Source organism: Betaproteobacteria bacterium (assembly GCA_009377585.1).
Classification (GTDB): Bacteria; Pseudomonadota; Gammaproteobacteria; order Burkholderiales; family WYBJ01; genus WYBJ01.
On sequence record WHTS01000002.1, the window covers coordinates 101,489 to 128,052 of the forward strand.

The 26,564-nt window shown below is 67.5% G+C and carries 20 protein-coding genes; 5 read left to right on the plus strand and 15 right to left on the minus strand.

Translation table 11 applies throughout. The annotated features are described in order from the left end of the window. Window positions 1-9: 9 nt before the first annotated feature. The 10 genes from bamB to GEV05_01325 all read right to left on the minus strand — a co-directional run bounded on the left by bamB (window position 10) and on the right by GEV05_01325 (window position 10,224). On the minus strand, window positions 10-1,164 hold the full coding sequence (gene bamB / locus GEV05_01280; GenBank protein MPZ42036.1) for an outer membrane protein assembly factor BamB: 1,155 nt from the start codon (window positions 1,162-1,164) through the stop codon (window positions 10-12). Next, window positions 1,161-1,799: a tetratricopeptide repeat protein gene (locus tag GEV05_01285; protein ID MPZ42037.1), complete on the minus strand. Its 639-nt coding sequence runs from the start codon at window positions 1,797-1,799 to the stop codon at window positions 1,161-1,163. The genes bamB and GEV05_01285 overlap by 4 nt, the downstream gene beginning before the upstream one ends. Window positions 1,800-1,900: 101 nt before the next feature. Further along, window positions 1,901-3,172: a histidine--tRNA ligase gene (gene hisS / locus GEV05_01290; GenBank protein MPZ42038.1), complete on the minus strand. Its 1,272-nt coding sequence runs from the start codon at window positions 3,170-3,172 to the stop codon at window positions 1,901-1,903. 102 nt (window positions 3,173-3,274) lie between these two features. Then, a complete protein-coding gene (gene ispG, locus GEV05_01295) occupies window positions 3,275-4,540 on the minus strand; it encodes a flavodoxin-dependent (E)-4-hydroxy-3-methylbut-2-enyl-diphosphate synthase (protein ID MPZ42039.1) in 1,266 nt (421 codons plus the stop codon). Window positions 4,541-4,551: 11 nt separating this feature from the next. Continuing rightward, window positions 4,552-5,508, minus strand: coding sequence for a DUF4115 domain-containing protein (locus tag GEV05_01300; GenBank protein ID MPZ42040.1), 957 nt, complete (start codon window positions 5,506-5,508; stop codon window positions 4,552-4,554). Then, window positions 5,505-6,290, minus strand: coding sequence for a type IV pilus biogenesis/stability protein PilW (pilW, locus tag GEV05_01305; GenBank protein MPZ42041.1), 786 nt, complete (start codon window positions 6,288-6,290; stop codon window positions 5,505-5,507). Before pilW ends, GEV05_01300 begins: the two co-directional genes overlap by 4 nt. Beyond that, complete coding sequence (gene rlmN / locus GEV05_01310) at window positions 6,287-7,375, minus strand: 23S rRNA (adenine(2503)-C(2))-methyltransferase RlmN (protein ID MPZ42042.1); 1,089 nt, start codon at window positions 7,373-7,375, stop codon at window positions 6,287-6,289. Before rlmN ends, pilW begins: the two co-directional genes overlap by 4 nt. Further along, a complete protein-coding gene (locus tag GEV05_01315; GenBank protein MPZ42043.1) occupies window positions 7,375-7,800 on the minus strand; it encodes a nucleoside-diphosphate kinase in 426 nt (141 codons plus the stop codon). Before GEV05_01315 ends, rlmN begins: the two co-directional genes overlap by 1 nt. 62 nt (window positions 7,801-7,862) lie before the next feature. Further along, complete coding sequence (gene tilS / locus GEV05_01320; protein MPZ42044.1) at window positions 7,863-9,287, minus strand: tRNA lysidine(34) synthetase TilS; 1,425 nt, start codon at window positions 9,285-9,287, stop codon at window positions 7,863-7,865. Then, window positions 9,256-10,224, minus strand: coding sequence for an acetyl-CoA carboxylase carboxyltransferase subunit alpha (locus tag GEV05_01325; protein ID MPZ42045.1), 969 nt, complete (start codon window positions 10,222-10,224; stop codon window positions 9,256-9,258). Before GEV05_01325 ends, tilS begins: the two co-directional genes overlap by 32 nt. A 306-nt stretch (window positions 10,225-10,530) precedes the next feature. Between GEV05_01325 and GEV05_01330 the strand changes: the two genes are divergently transcribed. Further along, window positions 10,531-11,976, plus strand: a complete 1,446-nt coding sequence (locus GEV05_01330; protein ID MPZ42046.1) for an FAD-binding protein — start codon at window positions 10,531-10,533, stop codon at window positions 11,974-11,976. Window positions 11,977-11,998: 22 nt separating this feature from the next. Here GEV05_01330 and GEV05_01335 read toward each other — a convergent pair whose 3' ends face one another. Further along, window positions 11,999-13,162, minus strand: a complete 1,164-nt coding sequence (locus tag GEV05_01335; protein ID MPZ42047.1) for an FHA domain-containing protein — start codon at window positions 13,160-13,162, stop codon at window positions 11,999-12,001. 139 nt (window positions 13,163-13,301) lie between these two features. On the opposite strand from GEV05_01335, the gene msrA reads away from it, so the two are divergent. Then, window positions 13,302-13,955, plus strand: coding sequence for a peptide-methionine (S)-S-oxide reductase MsrA (msrA, locus tag GEV05_01340; GenBank protein ID MPZ42048.1), 654 nt, complete (start codon window positions 13,302-13,304; stop codon window positions 13,953-13,955). A gap of 83 nt (window positions 13,956-14,038) precedes the next feature. Here the strand turns inward: msrA and GEV05_01345 are convergent, their stop codons facing one another. Together GEV05_01345 and hrpA are read right to left on the minus strand one after the other, a co-directional pair. Beyond that, window positions 14,039-14,422 carry a hypothetical protein gene (locus GEV05_01345; protein ID MPZ42049.1) on the minus strand — a complete coding sequence of 128 codons (384 nt, stop codon included), beginning with the start codon at window positions 14,420-14,422 and terminating at the stop codon, window positions 14,039-14,041. A gap of 149 nt (window positions 14,423-14,571) precedes the next feature. Beyond that, window positions 14,572-18,483 (minus strand): ATP-dependent RNA helicase HrpA, encoded by a 3,912-nt coding sequence (gene hrpA, locus GEV05_01350; GenBank protein MPZ42050.1) that lies wholly within the window; start codon window positions 18,481-18,483, stop codon window positions 14,572-14,574. Between the two features lie 3 nt (window positions 18,484-18,486). Between hrpA and GEV05_01355 the strand changes: the two genes are divergently transcribed. After that, window positions 18,487-22,749 (plus strand): DUF748 domain-containing protein, encoded by a 4,263-nt coding sequence (locus tag GEV05_01355; protein MPZ42051.1) that lies wholly within the window; start codon window positions 18,487-18,489, stop codon window positions 22,747-22,749. Between the two features lie 9 nt (window positions 22,750-22,758). Here the strand turns inward: GEV05_01355 and GEV05_01360 are convergent, their stop codons facing one another. Then, window positions 22,759-24,198 (minus strand): hypothetical protein, encoded by a 1,440-nt coding sequence (locus tag GEV05_01360; GenBank protein MPZ42052.1) that lies wholly within the window; start codon window positions 24,196-24,198, stop codon window positions 22,759-22,761. Between the two features lie 229 nt (window positions 24,199-24,427). Between GEV05_01360 and GEV05_01365 the strand changes: the two genes are divergently transcribed. Then, window positions 24,428-25,543, plus strand: coding sequence for a hypothetical protein (locus tag GEV05_01365; GenBank protein ID MPZ42053.1), 1,116 nt, complete (start codon window positions 24,428-24,430; stop codon window positions 25,541-25,543). Window positions 25,544-25,571: 28 nt separating this feature from the next. On the opposite strand, the gene GEV05_01370 is transcribed toward GEV05_01365, so the two are convergent. Next, window positions 25,572-25,904: a DUF883 family protein gene (locus GEV05_01370; GenBank protein MPZ42054.1), complete on the minus strand. Its 333-nt coding sequence runs from the start codon at window positions 25,902-25,904 to the stop codon at window positions 25,572-25,574. A 222-nt stretch (window positions 25,905-26,126) separates the two neighbouring features. Between GEV05_01370 and GEV05_01375 the strand changes: the two genes are divergently transcribed. Next, window positions 26,127-26,561, plus strand: coding sequence for a hypothetical protein (locus GEV05_01375; GenBank protein MPZ42055.1), 435 nt, complete (start codon window positions 26,127-26,129; stop codon window positions 26,559-26,561). Window positions 26,562-26,564: the final 3 nt, after the last annotated feature.

The window sequence follows — 26,564 nt, forward strand, 5'->3', positions numbered from 1 at the left end:
CCACTACGGTCATCTCACGGCGATACTGAAAATGCCGCCGTTGCGGGTCTGAACGAGCACGCTGTCGCGGGTCGAAACCGGCGGCAACAGGATGGCACTGCCGTCGGTCGCCATGCGCGCCGCAAACGCGCCGTCGGCTCGGTTGAGCAGATGCACATAGCCCTGGTAGTCGCCGACCGCGACATAGCTGCCGATCGGGGCGGCGCCGGTCACGCCGCGTCCGCTCAATTGCTCCTGGCGCCAGATGCTCGCGCCGGTTGCCCTGTCGAGTGCGTGGACATTGCCCTGGTCGTCGGTCGCGTAAACATAGCGGGCGTCGGCGGCGAGCGGCATGATGCTGGAAAGATCCCGTGCCCACAGTTGCGACCCCTTCAACGCATCGAAGCAGCCGGCCTTGCCCTGGTAGGCGATGGCGCACACCATGCGGCCGTCGACCAGGGGTGCGCCCACGATATCGGTGATGCGCTCAAGCTCGGTCGATCCGCGCGGCGTGGCGACCGTGGCCTCCCAAGCGAGCGCGCCCTTGTTGAGCAGCAGGGCGACCAGCTTCCCGCCCGGGAAACCGGAAAAGACTCCGCCGTTCATGACCGTGAGGCCAGCGGGGCTGCGTACCGTCAATGCCGGCAGCGCGCGCTGATAGAGCCAGCGCCGGCGCCCGTCCTGGGCGGCGAGACCGTGGATGCGGCCATCGCCGCTCTTCACCGCGACGATGCCTTCCTCGACCTGCGGGGCGCTGAGAATTTCGCCCGAAAGGTAAGCTTTCCACAGCAGCTTTCCGCTCGCATCGAGCGCCAGCGCTTCGCCCCGCGGCGAGCCGACGACCACGATCCGGCCGTCGGCTCCGGGCCCGGTCGACAGCCGCGAGCCGGTATCGACCCGCCATTGAACCTTGCCGGTCGCCGCGTCGAGCTTCGTGACTTCGCCCGATGCATTGGCAGCGTACACCGCGCCGCCGACTACGGCCGGCGCGAAGGCGAACCGGTCGGAGCCTCCCACGGCTGCCTGCCATACCACCCGCGCGTCCACGCTCGGCGTGAACGGCTGCAACTCGGCTGGCTTCTGCGCCGGCGTGGAAGAGCCGAAAAAGCGATCGTAGTAGCCGCCGACCGTTTCGCAGCCCGCCAGCGCGAGGACAGCCAGCAGGACGGCGATGCGTCCGATCATTGCGTCTGCCCCAGCGCGTCGATCTTGATCTGGATCAGATTGCGATACGGGCTGCCGACTTCGGTCTTCTCCAGCGCGCTCTGGTAGGCCGCACGCGCCTCCGGTTCCGAGCCCTTGGCAAAATAGACATCGCCGCGCAGATCGGCAAACAGGTTGGCCATCGGATGCCCGGGCTTGACATCGAGCAGCCCGAGCGCCTCGTCGTACTGTTTTTCGTCCAGCAGCACGCCGGCCAGGCGGTAGCGCGCGATGGCCTTCATGTCGTCGTCGCGTGCGTGCTCGATCACCCAGCGCAGGTTCTGCTGCGCGGCTGCCAGATCGCCCGCCTCGAAGCTCAGGCGCGCACTCAGCAGCTGCGCGAGCGGGGCGTAACCGACCGATGGGTAGCGCTCGGCCAGCATGGCGGCCGTCTCGCGCGCCTGCTTCGGATCGCCGGCGCTCTCGGCCTTCAGCATCGCCGCGTACAGCTCGGACGCCTTCGCGGCCTGGTCACGCTTGTACCAGCCCCAGCCTTGGTAGGCCGCGACCGCGCCGAGCACCAGCACAATACCGAGCAGCAACGCCGCGCCCCACTGCTTCCACCAGGCTTGCAGCTCGGACAGTTGCTCCTGTTCTTCCAGGTCGTAGAAGGCCATTGGTCATTTCCTTTCCTGATTAGCGACATTCTTCAGCAGGAAGAATGTCGCTAATCAGGTTTCCTTATGATGGCGGGGCGGACCTGCACCGTCCCGCGGCTTCAGCTCCGACCCGCGCTCACCAGGTCCGGAACCTCGTCGATATCGACCAGCATCTGGGCCGCCGCGTGCCGCAGTGGCTTGAGACTGACCTTGCCGGCGGCAGCTTCATCCTCGCCCAGGACCAACGCGAAGCGCGCGCCGCTCGCATCGGCTTTTCTGAGCTGCGCCTTGAAATTGCCGCCGCCGCAGTGGAGCACCACCTCAAGCTCCTGATCGCGCAGCCGCTCGCACACGCTCCACGCCCAGCGCGCGGCGGCATCGCCCTGGTGGACAATATAAAGATCGGGAGCAGGCTGCGGGACGCGCACGCCTTCCGCCTCGAGCAAGCCGATCAGGCGCTCGATGCCGAGCGCGAATCCGCACGCCGGCGCCGGCTTGCCGCCGAGCTGCTCCAACAATCCGTCATAGCGCCCGCCCGCGCACACCGCCGACTGCGCACCGAGCTTGCCGGTGACCCATTCGAACACGGTGCGGTTGTAGTAGTCGAGCCCACGCACCAGCCTCGGGTTGATGCGAAAGGCGATGCCGGCCTGGCGCAGGACAGCCTGCACCTGTTCGAAGTGTGACAGCGACGCCTCGTCCAGATCGTCCACCAGCCGCGGCGCGGCTTCGATCAATGTTTGCATTGCCGGATTCTTGCTGTCGAGCACGCGCAGCGGATTGCTACGCAGACGCCGGCGCGCATCCTCGTCGAGATCGGCGTGATGCTGTTCCAGATAGGCCACCAGCCGCGTCCGATGGCGCAGCCGTGCTTCCGGGTTGCCGAGCGTGTTCAATTCGAGGCTCACGTCCGCGAGGCCCAGCGCGACCCAGATGCGCGCGCACATCACGATCAGCTCGGCGTCGATGTCGGGTCCGGCGAAGCCGAGCGCCTCGACGCCGATCTGGTGGAACTGGCGATAGCGCCCCTTCTGCGGGCGTTCGTGGCGGAACATCGGACCGGCGTAGTAGAGCCGCTGCGGGCCGGCGTAGAGCAGATTGTGCTCGAGCACCGCGCGCACGCACGAGGCGGTGCCTTCCGGGCGCAGCGTGAGGCTGTCGCCGTTCAGCCGGTCGGTGAAGGTGTACATCTCCTTCTCGACGATGTCGGTCACCTCGCCGATCGAGCGCACGAAGAGTTCCGTGCGCTCCACCAGCGGCATGCGCATCGGCCGGTAACCGTAGCGGCGCAAGCAATCGAACACCGTGCTCTCGAGGTGATCCCATGCCGCGCCCGCCTCCGGCAGGACATCGTTCATTCCTCGAACCGCCTGAATGCTGGTGGTCGTCATGGTTTTGAGCGAAGCGTGGCGGGCAACGGACCGTCCCGCCGGCGGGCTGGCGGACCCGTCAGGCGCTCCGATCGCCGGCTGGCGCGAGGCGGCGAGGCGCTATCACTGGACGCCGCTCTCCTCCGGCGCCGCTTCCGCGGGTCTGGATGCGCCATAACGGCTGCGTACGTACTCATCCACCAGGCGCTGGAAGTCCTCCGCGATCGTCGCTCCCTTCAACGTCACGGTTTTCTCGCCGTCGACATAGACCGGTGCGACCGGATTCTCGCCCGATCCGGGCAAACTGATGCCGATGTTGGCGTGCTTGCTTTCGCCCGGCCCATTCACCACGCAGCCCATCACGGCGACCTCCAGGTTCTCCACGCCCGGATAGCGACTGCGCCACAGCGGCATCTGCGTGCGCAAATACGACTGAATGCGCTCGGCGAGCTCCTGGAAAAAGGTGCTGCTGGTTCGTCCGCAGCCCGGGCAGGCGGTCACCAAGGGTGCGAACGCGCGCAGTCCCATGGTCTGCAGCAGCTCCTGCGCGACCAGCACCTCGCGCGTGCGATCGCCGCCCGGCTCGGGCGTGAGCGATATGCGAACGGTATCGCCGATGCCCTCCTCGAGCAGGATCGCCAGCGCCGCGGTGGATGCGACGATCGCCTTCGAGCCCATGCCGGCCTCGGTGAGGCCGAGATGCAGCGGATAGTCGCAGCGGCGCGCGAGGTCGCGGTAGACCGCCACCAGCTCCTGCACGTTGCTCACCTTGGCCGAGAGGACGATGCGATCGCCGGGCAAGCCCCAGCGTTCGGCCTGCTCGGCGCTCGCCAGCGCCGAGACGATCAGCGCTTCGCGCGTGACGGCGGCTGCCTCCCGCGGCTCGGGCAAGCGTGCATTCTCGTCCATCATCCTGCGCGCCAGCGCCGGATCGAGGCTGCCCCAGTTCACCCCGATGCGCACGGGTTTCTGGTAACGGCACGCGATCTCGATCATCTGCGCGAACTGCTCGTCGCGCTTGCGGCCCTGACCGACGTTGCCGGGATTGATCCGGTACTTGGCGAGCGCCTGGGCACAATCGGGCACCTGCGCCAGCAATTTGTGGCCGTTGAAATGGAAGTCGCCGATCAGGGGCACGTCGCAGCCGCGGGCGGCGAGGCGGCTGCGGATCGCTGCGACGGCGCGGGCCGCCTCGAGCGTGTTGACCGTAACCCGGACCAGCTCGGAACCCGCACGGGCCAGCGCGAACACCTGCTCGACGGTCGCGTTCACGTCGGCGGTGTCGGTGTTGGTCATCGACTGCACGACGATTGGCGCGCCGCCGCCGATGGTCACGTCGCCGACCTGCGTGCGCCGGGTGCTGCGTCGCGCGGATGGACCGAAGCGCATGGGGGTCAAGATTATTCCAGCCGGAAACGGGCGATGTTGCGAGTTGCGTGCGGGGCGAGATCGAAAGGCTCGCCATTATAGGTGATCCGAACGCCCGAAGCGTTGCCGACGATCACGTCGGCCGGCGGCTGCACTTCGAAGCTGCGCGTGCTGCCCGCGGGGACTGTTCCGGAGAATTGCACCATGCCATCACCGTCGCGAATCTCGATCCACGACTCGCCCACGAACGCGATCTGCATGCGCACGCCAACAGAGGCATCGCGCGCCGCGGGGCTCTGCGGCGTAGCTCCGGGGCTTTGCGACGTAGCCGTGGAATTCTGCGACATGGCCCCTGGGCTCTGCGGCGTAGCCGCAGGCGCCGGCGACGGAACCCCATCCACAGCCTCGTTGGACTGCGTTGCTTCGTCGGCAGGCGGGGCCGGGCTATCGGTCACGCGCTCGGGCGACAAGGGGACCGTCGCTTGTGCCGGCGCAGTGGCTTCGGGTCCCGGCAGTTGCGGTGTGGAAGGCGTTTCGCCCGGCGCGACGGAACCGATGCTTCCGCCAACCGCGGGCACGCGCCCGCGCCACCATTCGTACGCGGCCGCGATCGCGGCTGCGGCCACCACCACCACGATCACGCCGAGCCATAAGCGCCCATGGCCGCGGCGCGTGGTCTCGGGCAACGTGCCGGCGATCTCGTGCGCGCGCAGCGGCACGTCACCGCCGAGCGCCGGTTCCAGCGCGTGCAGCAGCGGAACCGGGTCGAGCTTGAGCAGGCGGGCGTAGTTGCGCACGAAGCCGCGCACGAACACCGTCCCCGGAAGCTCACCGTAGCGGTCCGCCTCGATCGCTTCGACCTGCCGCGGGGAGATGCGCATCTGCTCCGCGACTTGCGCGATCGAAAGGCCGCTGGCCTCGCGCGCCGTGGCTAGCGCAGCCCCCGGCGTAGCGGCCAACGCCGCGTCGGCGCCGGGTAGCTCGGTCATTCGTACTGCCTGTTCAACAACGCCTGGGCTTCACGCGAGTTGGGGAAGTTCCTGCGCAGCTGCAAGCCATAGCTCGCCTCGGCGTCGCGGTCTCCCAGGCGGCGCTCGATGCGCAACGCCAGCCATAGCGCTTCGGCGCTGAACGTCGAGCCGGTTCGGTTGAGCCGCGTGAGGTACTTCTTGGCGGCTGCGGCATCGCCGCGGGTGAAAGCCAGGTCGGCCAGCTGGTACAGCGCCTGCGGATGCGCGGGCTGCGCGCTCAGCGCACGCTGGAAAAACTGTTCCGCGCCGCCGTCATCTCCGCTGGCGCGCGCGCACATGCCGGCGTTGACGAAGGACTTGTCGGGATTCTGGTACAGCGGGTTCTTCACCGCGCTCAGGAAGTGCTTGATGCCTTCGGCGTAGCGCTGGCGCTGGCACAGGAACCAGCCGTAGTTGTTGTTCGCGTCCGAATCGAGCGGATTGAGGCGCAGCGCATGCGTGAAGTTCTGCTCGGCGGCGGCATCCTCGCGCAGCGCCATGTACACCAGCCCCAGCATGTTGTACGCCGGGCCGTGATTCGGTTCGGCGCGCAGCGCCTCGTTCAGTTCCTCCAGCGCGACGGCGTAGTTGCGCAGCTCGTAATAGCCGGCGCCCAGCTGCGTGTGCAAGGTGGCGCGCGTGCGAGCATCGGCCTGTTGCGGCGTCAGCGGCGCCTCCGGCGTGTGCGGCGGCGCTACCGGCTGCTGCGCGCAGCCCCCCAGGACGGCTGCGCACGCCAGATACATGAGCTTCTTGTTCATGCCCGAGTCTCCGCCGCGCGGCGTTCGCGCCGGCGGGTACGATCCTGTACCCGACCGGCCAATTGCCCGCACGCCGCATCGATTTCATCGCCGCGTGTACGGCGCACCGTCGTGATGAGCGCGGCGCGCAACAGGATGTCGCGGAAGTGCGCCACGGCATCCGGGGTCGAGCGCTCGAAGCCCGAATCGGCGAACGGGTTGAACGGAATGAGATTGACCTTGCACGGCACGTCGCGCAGGCGCGCAACCAGCTCGCGCGCGTGCTTCGGGCTGTCGTTCACGTCGCGCAGCAGCACGTATTCGAACATGATGAAGTCGCGCGGCGCTCGTTCGAGATAGCGGCGGCAGGCGGCGAGCAGCGTGTCGATCGGCCATTTGCGGTTGATCGGTACCAGGCGCTCGCGCAGCGCATCGTTCGGGGCATGCAGCGAAACCGCGAGCGCCACCGGACACGCGTCGCGCAGCCGGTCGATCATCGGCACGAGGCCCGAAGTGCTGACGGTCACGCGCCGCCGCGACAGGCCGTAGGCGTGATCGTCGAGCATGAGCTTGAGCGCCGCGACCACGTTGTCGAAGTTCGCCAGCGGTTCGCCCATGCCCATCATGACGACGTTGCTGACTCGGCGTGGCGGCGCATCTTGCGCGTCCTGCATGAGGCAGTGGTTGGCCCACCACAGCTGCGCGATGATCTCGCCGGTTTCGAGATTGCGATTGAAGCCTTGCCGGCCAGTGGCACAGAAAGCGCACTCGAGGGCGCACCCCGCCTGCGAGGAGATGCACAGCGTCGTTCGATCCGGCTCGGGAATGAGCACGGTCTCGATCGCGTTGCCGGCGCCGACGTCGAGCAGCCACTTGCGGGTGCCGTCCGGCGCTACGGAGTCCTGCCTCACCTCGGGCAAGCGCATCGTCGCCTCGGCGGCGAGGCGCGCGCGCAGCGGCTTGCCCAGATCGGTCATCGCGCCGAAGTCACGCACGCCGAGCTGGTGCATCCAGCGCAGCAGCTGGCGCGCACGAAAGGGCTTCTGCCCCCAGCCGGCCAGCACGGCCTCCAGGCCGGCGGCGTCGTAGTCGAACAGGTTCGGCATCAGCGCGAATGGATCTCCATTTGCGGAAAGAAGAACGCGACTTCGACCGCGGCGGTCTCGACCGAGTCGGAACCGTGTACGGCATTGGCGTCGATGCTGTCGGCGAAGTCCGCGCGGATCGTGCCTTTCTCCGCCTTCTTCGGATCGGTCGCCCCCATCAGATCCCGATTCTTCGCGATCGCGTTCTCGCCTTCGAGGACCTGCACCATGATCGGTCCGGACACCATGAAGTCGACCAGATCCTTGAAGAAGGGCCGTGCCCGGTGAACCGCGTAGAACGCCTCGGCTTCGGCACGCGAAAGCTGGCGCATGCATGCAGCGGCAATCGTAAGCCCGCTCTTCTCGAATCGAGAATAGATCTCGCCGATCACGTTCTTGGCGACCGCGTCCGGTTTGATGATCGATAGCGTGCGCTCGACGGCCATCCAGGCTCTCCAGATTGAATTAACCGCTGAATATAGCACGATAAGGCATTGAAACGAAGCCATTATCCAAAATGCTCGGAAGCTCCGCGCGGGCGCCAGCAAAACTGCCACGCGCGCTCGCCGGCCACGGCCCGGAAATCGGCGGCAACACCGACGAACGGTGCCCAGGCGAAGCGTTCGCCGCAATAAACCAGCGGCATGCGCGCTCGCACCCAAGGTGCGACCCCCGCTTCCTGCAACAGGTTCTTCAGCGTGCGCATCGCGCCCGTATGCGCGATGCGCACGCGCTCGCCGCCGCGGCGGCGTCGAATGGTGACGGCGGCCGTGTGCAGCCGCGCCGCGCTGATCCCGTTGCCGCGACTCGGCCTCGCGATCAGCTCCGCGCCGTCGGCCAGGCGCAGCGAGCGCTCGCCGTTCCAAGGCAGCGGTTCGCGTTCGCGCTCGAGCGGCCCCAGCGCAACCAGCTCGATCCAGCCGCGAAATCGGCGCACGCTGATTCGCTCCAGATCGATTGCCGGCTGCGCATCGGTCCTGGCGCTCGTCAGTTGGCGCAGCATCTCGCGCGTGCGCGCAAGGCTCGGCGGCGCTTCGCCGTGGCACGCCAGCAAATGACGCAACGCGTTCGCGCCGCGCGCAGCGCCCAAGGCGCACAACCGCTGCAGGTCGAGCCGATGGCCGTCGCCGCTGGCCGCGCAATCGGCGGCGGCAAGCTCGTCGAGCAGCGCCGCCGCATCGCGCAAATGCGCCGCGCTGCGCGCCAGCGTTTCATGCGTGCCCGGAAAGCGCCGCTCGAGCAGCGGCAAGACCTGCAAGCGCAGGAAGTTGCGGGTGAAGCGCGCATCGCGGTTGCTCTCGTCCTCGATCCAGCGCAGGCGCTGCGAGCGCGCATAGCGCAGCAGATCGCTGCGTGCGATGCGAAGCAGCGGCCGGATGAGACGCACCCGGCTCGCATGCGCCGCATCCTGCGCACCATCGAGCGAGCGCACCGCCGGCATGCCGGCGAGCCCGTGCACGCCCGAGCCGCGGACGAGGTTGAGCAGCAGTGTCTCGGCCTGATCGTCGCGGTGGTGTGCAAGCGCGATCAGTTCCGAGCCGCATTCCGAGAACGCCCGGTAGCGCGCCGCGCGCGCCTGCGCCTCGATGTTGGAGCCCTCGCCGGGCACGCGGACGCGCACCGCCTGGAACGGCACTCGCCGCCGCGCGCAATGCGTCTGGCAGAACCGTTCCCAGTCCGCCGCATGCGGGCTCAAGCCGTGATTGACGTGCAATGCTCGCAATTCGAAACCAAGGCCCGGCGCGATTCGGCGCAGCAACGCAAGCAAGACGACCGAGTCGACCCCGCCGCTCAGGCCCACCGTTACCGTCGCCGCCCCCGGCGCGACCTGCGCCGTCATCGCGGCCGCGACCTGAGCCGTCATCTCGGCTGCGACGTGCGCCTCCAGCCGGCCGCTCGACTCAGCGCTTGGCGCTTTCCTTGAACTTACCATAGGCAATCCAGCGCTGATAGCGCGCTTCGAGCAGCTTGTCCTCGCTCAGCTTGGCGAGCTCGCGGCGCGCATCGACCAGCGCGCGGCGCAGATTCTGCGCCGTCGTCTCCGGATCGCGATGCGCGCCGCCCAGCGGCTCGGGCACGACCTTGTCGATCAGGCCGAGCGTCTTCAGCCGCGACGCGGTAATGCCGAGGGTTTCGGCGGCGTCGGCAGCACGCTCGGCGCTCTTCCACAGGATCGAGGCGCAGCCTTCGGGCGAGATGACCGAGTAGGTCCCGTATTGCAGCATGAGGATCGTGTCGCCGAGCGCGAGCGCGAGCGCCCCGCCGGAACCGCCTTCGCCGATCACGGTCGTGATCACCGGCACGCGCAGCCGCGCCATCTCGAACAGGTTGCGCCCGATCGCTTCCGATTGACCGCGTTCCTCGGCACCGACCCCCGGATAGGCGCCCGGGGTATCGACAAAGGTGTAGATCGGCAGGCCGAACTTCTCGGCCATCTTCATCAGCCGCAGCGCCTTGCGATAACCTTCGGGGCGCGGCATGCCGAAATTGCGCAGCAGCTTCTCCTTGGTGTCGCGTCCCTTCTGGTGGCCGAGAACGACGCAGCTTTCGCCGTCGAAACGCGCGATGCCGCCGACGATGGCGTTGTCGTCGGCGAAGCTGCGATCGCCGTGCAGCTCCTCGAAGTCGGCGAACAGCCCCTGGATGTAGTCGAGCGTGTACGGGCGCTGCGGATGGCGCGCGACCATGGCAACCTGCCACGCGCTCAGCTTGGCATAGATATCCTTCGTCAGCGCGTTACTCTTCTTCTGCAGCCGGCCGATCTCCTCCGAGATGTCGACCGCGGAGTCGTCCTGCACATAGCGCAGCTCCTCGATCTTGGCCTCCAGGTCCGCGATCGGCTGCTCGAAGTCGAGAAAAGTCGTTTTCAATTTCCTAACCGCATGCGGGCTCGTGACGATTCGCGCCACCCGCCGCAGCCGGAGCGCGTGCGCATCGAGTGTACAATAGGCCGCGCCCGCAACCATCGCCTTATGCCGCGGGCACGCCCTCCTCCGAATCCCGCGTCACCGGAGCGACCCTTGAGCAACGCCTGTCTCGCCGACACACTTCGTACGCAGAGGCGCGAGATCCTCCTTGCCTGGCGCATGCGCACCGAGCATGCGAGCATGCGCGCGGCTACCCGCGTCCTGCTCGACGCGGGCGCGGTTGCGCGCGCCCTGCCTCATTGAGCCGTCATGGCCGCTAGCCTCGCGCCCACCGTAGCGCGCGAAGCGCTGCTGGCTCGCTTCGTGCAAGCACTGGGGCCGGCGGGCGTCCTGAGCGCTGGCGCCGACATGGAGCCGTATGCGGCCGACTGGCGCGGGCGCGTGCGCGCCACCCCGCTCGCCGTACTGCGTCCCGCGTCCAGCGCCGAGGTGGCCGCAGCCGTGCACATCTGTGCGCAGACGCAGACCGCGCTCGTTCCCCAGGGCGGCAACACCGGCCAATGCGCCGGCGCGATTCCATCGGCCGAAGGCGAACAGGTGGTCCTGTCGTTGTCGCGCCTGAACCGGATTCGCAGCCTGGATGTCGCGAACAATACGATCACCGTGGAAGCGGGCTGCGTTCTAGCACGTGTCCAGGAAGCGGCCGCAGGGGCGGATCGACTGTTTCCCTTGAGCCTCGGGGCGGAAGGCAGCTGCCAGATCGGCGGCAATCTTTCCACCAACGCCGGTGGCACCGCGGTGCTGCGCTATGGCAATGCGCGCGAGATGGTGCTGGGGCTCGAGGTCGTGCTCGCCGACGGTTCCCTGTGGGATGGCCTGCGGGCCCTGCGCAAGGACAACACCGGCTACGATCTGAAGCAACTGTTCCTCGGCTCCGAGGGCACGCTCGGCGTCATCACGGCCGCCGTGCTCAAGCTCTATCCGGCGCCGAAGGCGGCGGCCACGGTGCTGTTCTCGGTGCCCGAGCCGGCAGTCGCGGTCGACATGCTGAACCGCTTTCGCGCCCGCTGCGGCGACCGGCTGACGGGATTCGAGCTCATGTCGCGGCTGTGCCTCGACATCCTGTTCAAACAGATTCCGCGCTTCAGCGATCCGTTCGCGTCGCGCTACGACTGGTACGTGCTCGGCGAGTTGCGCGACACCCAAGGCGCTAGAGAGCTGCGCACCATGGCCGAAGCCACACTCGAAGCGGGCATGCGTGAGGGTCGCGTGCACGACGCGATCGTCGCCAATTCGCAAGCGCAGGCCGAGCACTTGTGGCGCATGCGCGAGGAGATCCCGGAAGCCAACCGCAGGGAAGCGCCCTGGGTGCGGCACGACGTGTCGGTGCCCGTGAGCCGCATTGCGCAGTTCATCACCCGCGCTTCGGAAACATTGCGCACGCGCTTTCCCGGGGTTCGTATCGTCGCCTTCGGCCATATCGGCGACGGCAACATCCACTTCAACGCCACCGCAGCCGCGGGCAGCGACGTGGAGGATTTCATCGCCCGCCAGCACGATGTCTATGCGCTGGTGCACGATCTGGTGATGTCGCTCGGCGGCAGCTTCAGCGCCGAGCACGGCATCGGGTTGGTCAAGGTGGACGAGCTCGCGCGCTACAAGAGCCCGACCGAGCTCGCACTGATGCAACGGCTCAAGGCCGCGCTCGATCCCGCCGGCATACTCAATCCGGGCAAGGTTCTGCCGTCACGCTGAAAGCCCGCGCCTTGCGCGGACATCAGACGCGATAGAGGGCGCGTCGGTCGCGGCGAAAACCGATGGCCTGCGGCTCCCCCTGATCGAACGCACGCCCCAGGCTCAGTTCTCCCGAGCCGTCGAGCAGCAGCTCGCTGCGAAACACGTGCGCGGTCTCGCCGTCGCTGCGGCGCACGAACGTGCCGTTGGTGCTGTGGTCGCTGAGGTAGACCTGGGTGCGGCGCAGGATGAGGGTGGCATGGCGGCGCGAAGCGAAAGAGTCGCCGACGGCAATATCGCAGTCCGCGTCCCGGCCCAGAACGATCGATGGCCGGCGCGGATCGATGCGCACTTGCGCGTCGCCGAACGAGACCAGCAGGCTGCCGCTGTCGGGCGGCACCAGGTTGTGACGGCGCAGATTCACGTCGGTGAGCACAGCGCTATCCTGCTGCCAGATCACCTGGTAGAGCGCCGACTCGACGCTGGAACCCTTGATGACGGCGAAGAACAGCGGGCGAGTGCGTTCCCGCACGGCTTCGGACAGGCCGCCGATGGTCGCCTCCGTGGTCAGGATCTGTCCTCGGGAAGCGACCGCGCACAGGTAGCTGGCGGCGTTCACCGTGTCGCCGAATAGATCGCTGCCTTCCACCAGCACCGGCCCATGATGCAGCCCGACATGCATCGCGAGGGCATGCCCGGCGGGGCGCGCGGCGTCGATCTGCGCCTGCATTGCGGCGGCGGCGAGAACGGCCCGATCCGGTTCCGGAAATACGCACATCACCTCGTCGCCCAGCGTCTTGACCAGGCGACCGCCGTAGCGCGGCAGGACGTCGATCACCGCATCGAGGCCGGCCGCGACGATGGCGCGTGCGGCTTCGTCGCCGAGCGAACAATAGAGCCGGGTGCTGCCGCAGATATCGGCGAACAGCACCGTCATGGCCGTACTGTGTCGCGTAAGCGGTGATTTCTTGGTGATCGGATGACGAGCCGTCATGATGCGATTCGCACAGCACTGAACCCGATTCGCACAGCACTGAACCCAGTAGCGAGTGCAAAAAAAAACGGGCAGCCCCGAGGGCTGCCCGAAAGTCCACACCGAGTAGAGCGCCAGGAGGAGACCCCTACTCGGTGCATGATTTCGGCAGCCGGCGGAAAAACTTGAGCCCGGCTGCGAAACGCCGAGCCTGCCCGGCCCTCGAAGCTCCATTTAACGGCTGGCCGGGCGCAGGACTGAAGACGGCGTCCAGGGCGCTGCACAGCCGGAGCTTGCAAGGTACCCCCGCGCCCTTGTAATTTGTCACGCAACCATCCGACCCAAGACTGTCCACCGACGCAGAAAGGCCATCATGTTCCAATTCGGCAAGAAGGCTCGCATGCTAGAGCCCGGCGAAGCGCAGTCGGGACGCGCACAGGAAATGCCGGTTCCCGCACGTCACTACGTCAACGGCAATCCGCTCAAGCCGCCATTCCCCGAGGCCATGGCACTGGCGCAATTGGGGCTCGGCTGCTTCTGGGGCGCCGAGCGCAAGTTCTGGCAGACGCCGGGCGTATTCTCCACGGCGGTCGGCTACGGTGGCGGCGCCACGCCCAATCCCACCTATGAGGAAGTCTGCAGCGGCCTCACGGGCCACACGGAACTGGTGCTGGTGGTGTTCGATCCCGCGCGCCTGCCGTACGAGGCGCTCCTCAAGGAGTTCTGGGAAGCGCACGACCCGACCCAGGGCATGCGCCAGGGCAACGACGTCGGCACGCAGTACCGCTCGGCCATTTATACGTACTCCGACACGCAGCGCGAAATCGCCGAGCGTACGCGTGCCGACTATCAGGAAGCGCTGAAGCGGGCGGGCTACGGCCCGATCACGACCGAAATCGCGCCAGCCAAGGCTTTCTACTACGCCGAGGAATATCACCAGCAGTATCTGGCGAAGAATCCCGGCGGCTATTGCGGCCTGGGCGGAACCGGCGTGAGCTGCGCCGTCGGCACCGCAGTAAAAGCCTGAAGAAGCGTCAGTCGAGCTGTCAGTCGAGCTTGATGCCGGCAGACTCGATCAGGCGCGCATAGCGGGCGCGCTCCTGGATGTCCTCAGCGTGTGATCAGCCATAGCGCAGCCGCGGCGAACGCCACGGTCAAGCCGATGCTGATGCCGAGCAGAAGCCGCATGCGCGCACGCAGGACCTCGATCGCCTCGATCACGCGCGCGTTCTGCTCGGCGAGCGAGCGAATGAGCTCCGCGCTCGAGTTCTGCTCCGCATCCAGATTTTGCAGCGCGATCTCGAGCTGCCGCAGGCGAGCATGCGCGGCATCGCCGCCCTGCTCCACGTACGTCTCGGCGTCACCGACGGGCGGCGCCTGCGACTCGCGCGCGGTGTTGAAGAGCTTGCGCGCGCCCTTCACGATGGCCGGAGCTGCCTGCACCACGTCTGCCCACGGCACCGCCTTGAGCGCGAAAAGCCAGTTGATCGCCATAGATACTCCGCTGCGACGCCGCGTTTGCGCGTCAGAACTACGGGCATGCGCGTGCCGCGCTAACTACGAGCCTGCGCGGGCCGCGTTCGATGCTATCCCGCCCGACGCGCCGGAACAAGCCGCGCCCGCACGCGTGCCGCGCTTCCCGCTTACGGCAGCGCGCCCCACGCCCTTGCCAGCCGCTTGTACGAGACCGGGTAAGGCGTCTTCAATTCCTGCGCGAACAGCGACACGCGCTGCTCTTCGAGCATCCAGCGAAACTCGTCCAGCGCGGGCTCCACCAGGCCGCTCTTGCGATTGCGCTCGGCACGGCTCTGCAGCTGCTGCCACCAGCGGGAGAGCTCATGACTATGCTGCTCATCGCGATCCGGCGCTTGCGGCAGCTTCTGCAGTCGTCGCGACATGGCGGCCAGGTAGCGCGGGTAGTGTTGCAGGTGCTCGTAGGGCACCTGCGCGACGAAGCCAGGAAATACCAGTGCATCGAGCTGGCGTTCGAGATCGATGGTCGCGTGCCGAAACGCTTGCGCCGGCGGCGCCTCGATCGCCTTGCGCAGCGCGTGCGCCTCACCGAGGATAGCCTCGGCCAGACGCAGATATTCCTGTCCCACGACCTGCAGCCGCGCCCGCGCCTGCTTCAATTTCGCCTCGAACTGGCCGCGCGTACGCACCGGCGCCGGGTCCGCCCAAAGCGCCCGGTTCAGGCTCGCCTGCAGCAACGACTCGCGCAGCTGGTCGCCGCTGCCATAGGCGATGTAGGCGAGCGCCAGCTGCTTTCCCGGCGTAAACAGCCGTTCCAGCGCGCGCACCTGGTCCTTGAGCGTCAAGCGCGTCAGGCGCGTCGTGCCCATGCGCGTTTCGGCCTGCGCCTTGGCCGCGGTATCGAGCAGCGTGAGACGCACGCTGTCGCCTGCGTCGACGAGCGCCGGATGGCCCACGAGCCGCTGCCCTGCGCGCATGAACTCGACCGTTTCGGGCAGCGCGATGTCATCCCAGCTGCGAATTGCGCTTCGCTCCCATTGCGTCTGCGGCGTGAAGCTCGCCTGGGCTCTAGTGCCGTGCGCGCGCTGCAATGCCGGCAGATCGCGCCCGCAGGCCACTTCCTCGCCCTGTTCGTCCACCACGCTGAAGTTCATGCGCAAGTGCGCCGGCATCTCGATGTCGCGCCACAGATCGAGCGGCACGACGATCCCGCGCACCGCTTCCAGCGCTTCCGACAGCGCATCGAGCAACGAGCGCTCGTGCCCCGCCCGGTCCAGCCATTCGAGACAGGCCGTCACGGTCTCGGGGATCGGCACGCAGGCGCGTCGCAGCGTCTTCGGCAGACCGCGCGAGAGCGAATTCACCTTGTCGCGCAGCAATCCAGGCACCAGCCACTCGAACGGCTCGGGCGCGATGCGGTTGAGCAGGTGCAACGGCACGATCGCCGTCACGCCATCCAGCGGATGACCCGGGTCGAAGCGATAGCGCAGCTTGAGCTCGGTATCACCCGCACGCAGGCTGTCCGGGAAGCGCGCGGCCGAGATGTCGCCCGCTTCGGCCCGCACCAAGTCTTCGTGGCGCATGCAGAGCAGCCGCGGCTCGTCGCGCTCGGTCTGCTTGCGCCAGGCTTCGAAGCTCGCGCCTGAATTCACCCCGGCCGGGATGCGCGCATCGAAGAACCGGAACAAGGCCGAATCATCGACCAGCACGTCGCGCCGCCGCGACTTGTGCTCGAGCGCGACGATCTCGCGCTTGAGCGCTGCGTTGTGGCGCTGGAATTGCGCGGTCGAGACGTAACCGCCTTCGACCAGGCCGGCGCGGATGAAGATCTCGCGCGCATGGGCGGGATCGACCGGCGCATAGGGCACGCGCCGGCGCGCGACCAGCACGAGCCCGTACAACGAGACCTGCTCCCACGCAATCGCCTGCGCCTGTTCCTTGTCCCAACGCGGATCGAGCCACGCCCGCCGCACCAGGTGCGCCCCCGCCGTCTCGATCCACTGCGGTTCGATCTGCGCGGCGACGCGCGCGAACAAGCGCGCGGTCTCCACCAGCTCCGCGCCCATCACCCATTTCGGCGAGCGCTTGCGCAGCCCCGAAGCCGGATGCAGGGCGAAGCGAATTCCGCGCGCGCCGTCGTATTCGCCGTCTTCGTTCTTCGAGCCGATGTTGCCCAGCAATCCGGTCAGCAGCGCGCGGTGGATCTGCTCGTAGCTCGCCTCGGTCTCGCTTTCGAGCACGCCGCTCTCGCTCAACAGCACGTGCAGCTGGCCATGGACCTCGCGCCATTCGCGCATCCGCGACGGCGACAGGAAGTGCTCGCGCAACAGCTCGACGAGCTTGCGGTTGGATTTCTTGTGGCGGACAGCCTCGTCGTAAAAGCGCCAGAGCGCGAGCAGGCCGGTGAAATCCGAGCGCTCGTCGCGGAAGGCGGCATGGCGCTCGTCGGCGGCTTGCGCCTTGTCCAGCGGACGCTCGCGCGGATCCTGGATGGAGAGCGCCGCGGCTAGAACAAGAATCTCGCGCAGGCAGTTCTCGCGGCTCGCGGCCAGCACCATGCGCCCGATGCGCGGATCGATCGGCAGGCGGGCGAGCTGCCGGCCTATCGACGTCAGGCGGCGCTTGTCGTCGACGGCGCCCAGCTCGGCCAGCAGCTGATAGCCATCGCTCACCATGCGCGGCTGCGGTGGATCGAGAAACGGAAAGTTCTCGACATCGCCCAGGTCGAGCGCCTTCATCCGCAGGATCACGCCGGCCAGCGACGAGCGCAACAGCTCCGGATCGCCAAAGCGCGGGCGTGCCGCGAAATCGTCCTCGTCATAGAGCCGAAAGCAGATGCCGTCGGACACGCGCCCACAGCGTCCCGCCCGCTGGTTGGCCGACGCTTGCGCGATCTTCTCGATCTGGAGCTGCTCGACCTTGTTGCGGTAGCTGTAGCGGTTGATGCGTGCAAGCCCGGTGTCGATCACGTAGCGGATGCCCGGCACGGTGAGCGAGGTCTCGGCCACATTGGTGGCGAGCACGATGCGGCGCGCATTGGTCGGCTCGAACACGCGTTCCTGCTCGGCCGCAGACAGACGCGCATACAACGGCAGGATCTCCGCGCCCGCCGGGTGGCGCTTGCGCAACGCTTCGGCGCTCTGCCGGATCTCGCGCTCGCCGGGCAGGAAAACGAGCACGTGGCCCGGACCGCAGCGGTGCGCCTCGTCGACCGCGTCCACGATCGCCGCGCCGAGCTCGCTCTCGTCGGCATCGTCATCGACATCGGCCTCGCGTTGCGGCGCGCGATAGCGGATCTCGACCGGATAGAGCCGGCCCGAGACTTCGATCACGGGCGCAGCGTCGAAGTGACGCGAGAAACGCTCGGCGTCGATCGTGGCCGACGTGACCACCACCTTGAGGTCGGGCCGCCGCGGCAGCAGCTGGCGCAAGTAGCCGAGCAGGAAGTCGATGTTGAGGCTGCGCTCGTGCGCTTCGTCGATGATGATGGTGTCGTAGGCCGCCAGCAGCTGGTCGCCCTGAGTCTCGGCGAGCAGGATGCCGTCGGTCATCAGCTTGACGTAGGCCGAGGGCGCGAGCTTGTCCTGGAATCGCACCTTGTAACCGACGATCGCGCCGAGCGACGAACCGAGCTCTTGCGCAATGCGCGCAGCCACGCTGCGGGCGGCGATGCGCCGCGGCTGGGTGTGTCCGATGAGCCCGCTTGCGCCGCGTTTCAGATCGAGGCAGATCTTGGGCAGTTGCGTGGTCTTGCCCGAACCCGTCTCGCCGCACACGATGGTGACCGGATGGCGCGCGATGGCGGCCGCGATCTCGTCGCGCTTGGCGGCTACCGGCAGCGACTCCGGATACGAGGGCTGCGGCATGTGCGCCAGGCGCTCCAGCCGGCGTGCCTGCGATTGCGCCATGCCCGCGCGCAAGGTCGCGAGTCGCGCCGCAAAGCGTTCGGGATCGCTTTCCGCGGCACGCAGCCGCGCGAGCGCTGCGACCAGACGATAGCGGTCGGCGGCCATGCATTCGGCGAGCGCGTGCTCGGCGTGCTCGACGATGTCGGTGACTGGTGTGGAGAGCATCGAGAGCATGCTGTGGGTCGACGCAGCAAGCGTTGCACTCGCGGCATGTGGGCAGCCGTGCAAAGCCGGTGCTACGAGCTGTCGAACGGTGATTATATTCACACCGTGTGCGCATTGCGGCGGTCGAGCCCGACCGGCTGCTTGGTGCGACCCGCGCTTTCCCCGATAATCGAGCGCAAGGAGCTTCGCGCCGTGAACCGCAAACGCATACGGATAGTCGTGCTCTCGCTGGCAGCGGCGGTCGCGCTGTACGCCCTGCTCGGCTTCCTGCTCGTGCCGTATGCCGCGAAGCGTTTGCTGGTCTCGTTCGTCGAGCGCGATCTCGGCCACAAGCTGACGCTGGGCGAGGTGCGGTTCAATCCGTTCACCTTCAGGGCCGAGCTCGTCGGTATCGATTTGCGCGAGCCCGATGGCGGCGCGATGTTCGCCTGCGGTAATCTGTGGGTCGACTTCGAAGCGGCGAGCCTGTGGCGGCGCGCCTGGACTTTTGCCGACATCGCTGCACGAGCGCCCGAGGTCCGTGTCGAGCTGCGGCCGAACGGGCGGCATAATTTCAGCGCGCTGCTGGATGCGTTGCGCGATCCCAAGCCCCAGCCGGACCAGCCCCGGCCCCGGCTTGCGATCGAGCACATCGCCATCGAAGCAGGTCGCATCGATCTGGCCGATCCGCAGGCAGGACAAGCGGCGGGGCTGACGCTCGCCCCAATCGCGTTCGAGCTTACCGAGCTCACGACCGAAGCCTCCGACACCGCGCCCTACAAGCTGACGGCCCGTTCGCCGGACGGGGAACGTATCGAATGGAACGGCGAAGTCTCCATCAACCCGATCGCGTCCAAGGGCCGGCTCGCCCTGCAAGGCTGGAACTTTGCGACCCTGGCGCGTTGGCTCGGCAACCGCATTGCGCTGGAGCGCGCCGCCGGCACGCTCGACCTGTCCTTCGATTACGACAGCGCGTTCGCAGGGGGTGTGGGCGCGTTCACGATGTCGAACCTGCAAGCGCGCATTGCGGACCTGACGCTGGTGAACCGTGCTGCGCGTGAGCCGTTCGCGCAGCTCGAGAGCTTGCAGCTGAGTGGTGGTACGCTGGATCTCGCTGCACGCACGTTCGCACTCGAGCGCGTGGAGATCGCGCACGCGGCACTCGCGCTGGAGGTGGGCGCCGATGGGTCCGGCAACTGGTCGGGCGCCATCCCGAGAGCGCCGGACGCCGCCTCAGAACCTGCGCCGGCGCCTATCTCGACACCTGCCCCGACACCTGCCCCGACACCTGCCCCGACACCTGCCCCGACACCTGCCCCGACACCTGCCGCGGCATCTGCCTCAGCACCTGCCCCGCAGACCGAAACGCCGGCAACCGCAGCCGCGAATGCCCAGCCCTGGAGCGGCCGCATCGGCCGGCTGGTCGTTACCGGTTCGGCGTTCTCGTATGCCGATCGGCGGGTCGAGTCCGCCGCCGAGGTATCGGCTGCCGACGTTGCATTCGAAACGACTGCGCAGGCGACCCATTCGAGCGCGGCGAACGCGATCACGCTTTCGAACATCCGGAGTGCGATCGGCAAGCTCGCCTTACGCAGCGGCGAGCAACAGCTCGAAGGCGCGCAAGCGGCGCTGAAGGCAGCCGGCGTCGACGCAAAGCTCGGCGGCAGCGGCATCGAGCTCGATGCCAAAGGCGTCGACGCGGCGCTCGCATCGATCGATCTAGGGCAAGGCGATGACCGCTGGCAGGCCGGCAAGGCCGGCGCCGCAATCGAATCGGTTCGGGTCAGCGCCAGCGAGAACGGCGGCGCACGGGTCGAAGGCACCGGGTTTGCGCTCGAAGCGAACGGCATCGCAGCGCGTCTGAGCAAGGACGCAAAGAACGCCATCGAAATCGGTTCGGCGACCGCGCGTGCGCGCACGGTCGCACTCGAACCGGGCGCGAACAACCCGAGCGTTCGTATCGATGGCTTGGGCGGTGCGATCCAATCGGCGCTGGTGCGCGACCCCGCGAGCGGCAACGAGCTCGCGCGCCTGGCGCGCGCCGAGCTCGCCGGCGCAGCCGCCTCGACGGGCAGCCGCACCTTGAGCGTCGAGAAGGTCGCTGTTGCCGACGTCCATGCCGCAGTCACGCTGGCCGCAGCAGGAAAGTCGAACTGGGATGCTCTCGTAGCCGCATTCGGTTCAGGCGCAACGCCGGCGCAGGCGAAACCCGCGCAGGCCGCGGCGCCGTGGCAGGTCGTGGTGAACGCCATCGAGCTCGGCAATCTCGGCGGCACCTTCACCGATCGGCGCCAGGAGCCGCCGCTTGCCGTCGAGCTGCAGCAGCTGAACGCTCGTGTGCGCAATGCGAGCACCGACGGCGCCAAGCCGATGCAGCTTCAGCTCAGCGGGCGTATCAAGGACGGCGGTCAGTTCAATGTCGCGGGAAGCGTCCACGCACGCACGTATGCAGCCGATCTCAAGGTGAAGCTGAGCGGGCTGTCGTTGACGCCGCTACAACCCTACGCCGCCCGCTACGCGCGGGTGCAGATCGTGTCGGCACTCGCGTCCGCCGACGGACGCCTGCGCTATGGATTCACCCAAGCAGCCGGCGCGGATTTCGTGTTCGAGGGCGAGCTGGGGCTGGACAAGGTCATCGTCGAGGAGACCGAGCCGGCGCAGCCGTTCCTGTCGATCGAAACGCTGCGCGCCGCGCAGACGCGACTGACCCTGGGCCCCGATCGTTTGGAAATCCCGGACCTGCGGCTCGACAAGCTCGCCACGCGCCTTTTGATCACCGAGGACCAGAGCGTCAACATCGTCAAGCTGCTGCGCCCGCAAGCGCAATCAGCAACGTCTAACGCGGCTGCGGTCGCGAAACCGCCGCCGACCGATACAGGCGCGAAACGCGCGGCCGATGCAAGCGATGCCGCCGATCCGTTCCCGATCGTGATTTCGCGCGTGCGCGTGGACAACTCGGTGCTCGAATTCTCCGACTTGAGCCTGACGCCGCAATTCAACACGCGCATGCACGAGCTGCAGGGTGTCGTCACCGGCATTTCCACCTCGGCCGACACGCGCGCCCGGATGGAGCTCGACGCGCGCGTGGACGAGTTCGGCTCGGCTCAGATCCGCGGCGTCATGAATCTGTTCAAGCCGAAAGTCTTCACCAATGTGAACCTGATTTTCCGCAACCTGGAGATGACCGATCTCACGCCCTATGCGGCCAAGTTCGCGGGCTATCGCATCGCCTCCGGCAAGCTGTCGATGGACCTGCAGTACCGCATCAGGAAAAGCCAGCTCGTGGGCGAGAACAAGATCGTCGTCGACAAGCTCGAGCTGGGCGAGCGGGTCGAAAGCCCGTCGGCACTCGATCTGCCGCTGGAGCTCGCAATCGCCATCCTCAAGGACGACAAGGGCCGCATCGATATCGGGCTGCCGGTTTCCGGCAGCCTCGAAGACCCGCAGTTCAGCATCGCGGCCGTGGTGTGGAACGCGTTCGGCAACCTGCTCGGCCGCATCGTGACCGCGCCGTTTCGCGCTCTGGCGAGCATTCTCGGCGGCGGCGCCAGCGCCGAAGAGCTTTCCTCCATCCGGTTCGATCCCGGCAGCGCACGCATCGCGCCGCCCGAACGCGTGCATCTGGAGACGGTCGCCGAGGCGCTCGGGAAGCGGCCCGAGCTCAAGCTCACCGTGAATCCCACCTATGCGCCGCAAGCCGACCGGGAAGCGTTGCAGTCGGCCGCGGTGCGGCGCGATGTGCTCGCGCGCGCCGGCATCAAACTCGATCCCGGCGAGTCTCCCGGGCCGCTCGACTACGGCAGCTCGCGCATCCGTAGCGCCATTGAGGCGACCTTCACGGACGCGTTCGGCTTTCCTGCCGCACGCGACCTGCGCGCGGAGGTGGCGAAGCGCAAGCCGAAGTCCGGTGCCGGCTCACCGGCTGCCGGCAGCAGCGAAGCGAAGCCGCCCGCGGAACCGACCGCCGCCCCGAAGCCGCAGGCCTCGGCGAATGCGGCAGGCACTGGCGCCACGGACGCGCCTGCGGACGCGGGCGTCAAGCCGGCCACGAGCGCGCCGGCCATCGGAGATATTCGCGTCGCACGTGCCATGGTGCGGCGGCTGATCGAGGCACGGCCGGTCGAGGACGCTGCGCTTACCGAGCTCGCGCAGCGGCGCGGCGAGGCAATCGCGGAGGCGTTGCGCGCGACCAAGAAAATCGAACCCGCCCGGCTCGGCACGGCCGCGCCGAGCGCGGTCGAGGTCCCGCCCGAAGGCAGCGTGGTGACGAACCTGGAGCTCGGCGTCGTCAAGTAGCCATTCGCCTCAGAAGCGCGACTTGAACGTCGTCCAGTCCCAGCTACTGTTCTTCTCGTTCAGCGTCGCGCACAGCAGCGTATCGCCGTCGGTACGCACGTTGACCAGGCCGTACACGATTCCCGTGACCATGTAGGAGCCCGCCAGCCGGCGCGAGCCGCTCGCCGCCTTCAGATCGCCCGCGTTCACCTGCTTGTACCCCACGCGCGCCTTGGCTGCCGCCAGAGCCGCGGCATCCAGCGTGTTGCCGGATAACGTCAAGGCATCGACTCGACCGACACGGAAACTGCGCGATATCTCGGTCGAGTAGACGAGCGGCGTAAGCAAGCGGTCGGCATCGACGCTGACGTGCCCCGCCACCGCGGAGGCGCTCACGATCGCCGGGCGCGGATGCGCATGCTGTTCGCTGTCGCCGGAGCTGATGATGGTGGCCGAGGGCTCGGTCGCCGCCAGGAACTGATACGAGACGTCGTCGGAGCCGTGATGGCAACTCTTGGCCACATCGCAGGCGAAATCCAGCCGGCTGCCGGTATAGGCTTCGAGCAGGCGACGGTGCGCATTGCGGTTGAGATCGCCGGTGAGGAGTATGCGTGCGCGCCCGTAGTCGAGGCGCAGCACGAGGCTGTTGCCATTGGTGTTCTGCGAATTGCTTCCGAGATCGTACAGGCGCCCCTTGTCCGGCTCCACCGGGGCGAGCACGCGCAGCGACGCCGCGCCCTGTTCCGGATCGAATCCGGGCACATAGGGGGTGCGATCGCTCAATCGCTTGACCTTGCAACCGCACGCCAGCACCCGGCGCAGGAAGCTCGCCCATTCCCCCTGCAATGCCGGTTGCGCGCCTGCGCGCAACGCTTCCCGCAGGCTCGTGCGGCCCTGCAGCAGGCGAACCAGGCGATCGTTCTCGACCGGTCCGAGATTGCGCTTGCCCGCATCGCTCCACCACGAAACGCCGGCGTGGTAGAAAGCCTTCACCTCGACCGACTTCGCATCCAGCTCGTCCTGGTGCGCCGGCTCGAGCAAGTCCCACAGCCCGCCGTAGTGATCGGCATCGCAGTGCGAGCTCATCATCGCGTCGAGCACGATCGCGTCGCGGCCGTAGTCGCGCACGAACTTCCAGTCGACGAAATCGGCCGCGTTCTTCCCGGTCTGCTGCTTCGCGCGGTTGTAGCCACCGTCGATCAGCACATGGCGGTCGTCGGGGAAGCGGATCAAAATCCCGTCGCCCTGGCCGACGTCGATGAAGTACACCTCGAGCAGCGACGTATCGCCCAGCGCGGCCGGATCGACGTAGCCGGTAATGCCGCGGGCACGCACGCGCCAGCGTGCGGCTGACGAATCGAGCACGTGCACGCGGTCGCCCCACAAGAGCTCGATGCGCCGCCGGCGGCCCGTTGGCTGGGCGTAGAGCGGCGCCGTCGGAGTGGCGAGGTATTTGACGACATCGGTCATGACAAAGCCTTATCGACGATGCGGCACGTGAAGCCGTGGCGGCGCGATGCTCTGCGCTCCTGTCGGCGGAAGGGCGCGGCTCACGATTGCGCAAACGCGCTCGCGTTCGTTGCGCCGGCCGCGCCATGATAGCGCCCGCGCGCCCCATCCGCCCCGGCGCCGGCTGACGGGCCGTGCGCTAGAATCGAGCGCGCGGGCGAGGTAACCGCCGGCACGAAGGAATCCCCGAATGGCAGGCAGCGCCCGATTCGATCCGGTTACGCTGGAAGTGCTGTGGACCCGCCTCATATCCACCGCCGACGAGGCGGCCGCGGCGCTGGTGCGCACCTCGTTCTCCACCGTCGTGCGCGAGTCCAACGACTTCGCCTGCGTGCTCACCGATGCCCGCGGCTATTCGCTGGTGCAGGCGACCGACTCGATTCCCTCGTTCATCGGCACCGTGCCGCGCACCATCCGCGAATTTCTGCGGGAGTATCCGGCGCAATCGCTGGCGCCGGGCGACGTCCTCGCGACCAACGACATCTGGCTGGGTACCGGGCATCTGCCCGATATCACCGTGGCCAAGCCCATCTTCCGCGACGGCGTCCTGGTCGGCTTCGCCGGCTCGGTGGCGCATGCGCCGGACATCGGCGGTCGCATCCGCTCGGCCGATTCACGCGAAGTGTACGAGGAAGGCCTGCAGATTCCGCCGCTGAAAGTCGTGCACGCGGGCGTGCCGGACGAGACCTTCCTGCGCCTGCTGCGCAAGAACGTGCGCGTGCCCGACCAGGTGGTGGGCGATCTGTTCGCGCAGTTCTCCGCGCTCGATCTGATGGAGCGACGCGTGCTGGCGCTCATGCGCAGCCACGGGCTGGACGATCTCGCCCTGCTGGCCGAAGAGATCCAGTGGCGTTCCGAACAGGCGATGCGCAAGGCGATCCGCGAAGTGCCCGACGGCGTCTACCGCCACGAAACGATCACCGACGGGTTCGAGCAACCGGTGCTGCGCGACGCCTTCGAGCAGACCTACGCCACGGTGTTCGGTCGCTGGCCGCCGGTCGCGGAGGTCGAGATCGTGAACATCCGGGTGTGCGCCACGGCTACGGCCGGCCGGGGCCAGCTCTCGCTCGGACTTGCAGAAGCGCAGTCGCAGCCACAGCCGCGAACGACGCGTACTATCGTGCTCGGCCAAGGTGCTGCACCGCAAACCGCGCCGGTGTACGAGCGCTCCACACTGCCGGCGGGAATGCGCCTCGCCGGGCCGGCGCTGGTCGAAGAAGCTTCATCGACGCTGCTCGTGCCGGCGGGAGCGACGGCCACGATGCAGGCGAGCGGCAATATCGTCGTCGAGCTGCCGGAAAGCTAGATCGCTCGGCGAAATATCCAGGCTGGGCTCAATAGCGGTGGTTACGGTGCGCGATCAGCATGCCGATCGCGACGCCGAGCAACGCTGCGAATCCCAGCGTCTTCCATGGATTGGTGTGGACATAGTCGTCCACCTCGTAGGCTGCGCGCCGCGCGCCTTCGGTCGCCTGCATCTGCATGCGTTGCAGTTCTTGCCGTGCGTGGGAAAGCGACTGCACGACCTTGTTGCGCGCCGCCGCCACCTGCTCGCCGGTCTGGTCCGCGGTCATCCGCACCAGTTCCTCGGCATCGTCCAGCGCGCCGCTGAATTCGCGCTTGAGGTTCTCACGCGGTGGGTTCCTGTTCATCACGCTATGGTCCATTCGCCGTCTCCTTGGTACGCCGTGTCGTGTCGCGCACTGGGCCCGCAAATCTTCGGCCCGAGCACCAGAGCGGCCGCGGCGTCATCCGCGCTTCGTCATCACCGTCGGCTTTCGGGTACGGCCGCTGCATGCAGCGCCTAGCTTTGGCGAAAGTCAACGTGACCTGGTGTCCTGAATCCGAAATTGGCCGCGCAAAACCCGGACTCAGGACACTAGCGCCGTATGCGAAGCCATGCATCCGATCACCTTCGAGGGAGTGCCGACATGCCGCTGACCGATTCCGAGCGCAGTGAACTCGAATCCCTGATCAACCGACGCCGCAATGACTTGGCCCGCGAGATCGAGAGCAACGTCGCACGCACGCGTGACAACAGCTTCGACGCGGTCGCCGGAGAGGCGCCCGATGCGGGCGACGAGGCGCTCGCCTCGCTGGTGGCAGACACCGAGAACGCGGAAGCCCGCCGCGACCTGCGCGAATTGCAGGAGCTGGATGGCGCGCTGACCCGGCTAGCCGAAGGCACTTACGGAATCTGCGACACCTGCGGCGACGACATTCCGTTCGAGCGATTGCGCGTCAACTCGGGTGCCATGCGCTGCGTCCGCTGCCAGAGCGTGTACGAAAAAACGCATAGCCATCCCTCCGAGCCCTCGCTTTGAGGA